The organism is Synechococcus sp. R5-13, assembly GCF_047462015.1.
Taxonomy (GTDB): Bacteria; Cyanobacteriota; Cyanobacteriia; order Thermostichales; family Thermostichaceae; genus Thermostichus.
Map to the genome: position 1 here is coordinate 1 of NZ_JANSIL010000178.1, position 1,073 is coordinate 1,073.

Below are 1,073 nucleotides of genomic sequence, written 5' to 3' on the forward strand. Positions count from 1 at the left end.
GAGCAGAGCAGGCCCAGGGCTACTGAAAGCCCGCTCCGTACCGCTTAGCGGTCGGAGCCGGGTAGTTTACACCACAGATCCGGTCACGTAGCGTTGCGGAGCAACAGGAGCAACAAAGTTTGTACGGGGAACATGAGGTGGAGTTGAGAAGAGGTGCCTAGCCCAACCTTTGAACAGCCTGAGGAAATCCGAGCGCTTTTTGACTGCATTGCTCCCCACTATGACTCCCTCAACCAAACCTTGAGCCTGGGCCTCCATCAGGTTTGGAAGCGTATGGCCGTGCGTTGGTCGGGCGCCAGCTCAGGAGGATATGTGCTGGATCTGTGCTGTGGAACCGGTGATCTGGCTCTGCAGTTGGCCCGCCGAGTAGGACGAAGGGGACATGTGGTGGGCCTAGATTTCTCTCCCGCCATGCTGGCGATTGCCCGGCGTCGCTCCCGGCTCTTCCCTGGCTACTCCCTGGAGTGGGTTTTGGGAGATGCCTTGGCCTTACCTTTTCCCGACAGTAGCTTCGATGCCATTACCATGGGCTACGGCTTGCGCAATGTAACCGATATTCCCCAAGCCTTGCGAGAGATTAGGCGAGTACTGAAGCCAGGACGTCGTGCCGCCATTTTGGATTTTCACCGCCCCACAGGGATCCCTCTTTGCGAACAATTTCAGCGCTGGTACTTGAACACTCAGGTGGTTGCCCAGGCCAAAACTTTGGGACTGGGATCCGAATATGCCTACATTGATCCCAGCCTAGATCGCTTTCCCTCTGGAGAAGAGCAACGACAAATGGCTTTGCAGGCAGGGTTTGCCAGTGCCAAGTTCTACCCCCTAGCGTGGGGCATGATGGGGGTACTGGTGATTGAGAAGTTTCGTATTGTTTCCATTAATTCCACTAATTCCACTTCCCCGAAGGGAAGCGACTCCCCCCGACTATAACCCTTGTCCAGAGCGGGATCCAGGGGCCTAGATCGACAGGGTCTCGTTTAAGGACTCCGTCCTGCTGGCGCGAAAGGACTCCGTCCCGCTGGCGCGAACGGCTGCAATTTCCCCTTATTTTTCTCCGCCGAGGGGCCTGAAAC

The 1,073-nt window shown here is 56.7% G+C and carries 1 protein-coding gene; it reads left to right on the top strand.

Features of this window, described 5'->3' with window-relative positions:
• Window positions 1-153 precede the first annotated feature (153 nt).
• A complete protein-coding gene (ubiE, locus tag NW840_RS12910) occupies window positions 154-930 on the top strand; it encodes a bifunctional demethylmenaquinone methyltransferase/2-methoxy-6-polyprenyl-1,4-benzoquinol methylase UbiE (RefSeq protein ID WP_414344696.1) in 777 nt (258 codons plus the stop codon).
• Window positions 931-1,073 lie beyond the last annotated feature (143 nt).